Origin of the sequence: Streptomyces yerevanensis, from assembly GCF_000716805.1 — a bacterium.
GTDB classification, from domain to species: Bacteria; Actinomycetota; Actinomycetes; order Streptomycetales; family Streptomycetaceae; genus Streptomyces; species Streptomyces flaveus.
In genome coordinates, this window is sequence record NZ_JNWJ01000254.1 from 1 (window position 1) to 326 (window position 326).

Annotated in this window: 1 pseudogene; it reads left to right on the forward strand. The window is 69.6% G+C overall.

What is annotated here, in order from left to right:
• Positions 1 to 326: pseudogene (locus OP79_RS56715) on the forward strand (helix-turn-helix domain-containing protein); the annotation flags it as partial.

Sequence of the window (326 nt, forward strand, 5' to 3'; positions counted from 1 at the left end):
GGGCAGTTCCTTTTCCGGCACTTCGGGCGGCGGATGCCCTTCGAGACGGCGCCGCACACCACGGCGCAGTTCCTTTTCCTGCCCTCCGCGACGCTCAGACGCCTACTCGGGAACCGGACTGTCATCGGGTCGGCGGACTCGGCCGAGATGCGCCTGCTGACGGCCCACGCGAACATGATCCAGAAGACGGCCACCGACCTCGGCCCGGCCGGTGTGCACGCCGCCCCCAGCACCCTGATCGAACTGGCCAAGGCCGTGGCGGTGCGCCGCTTCGACGACGTGGAACCACAGTTGGCTCCCGCACTCACCCGGGCCGCGAAGGACCT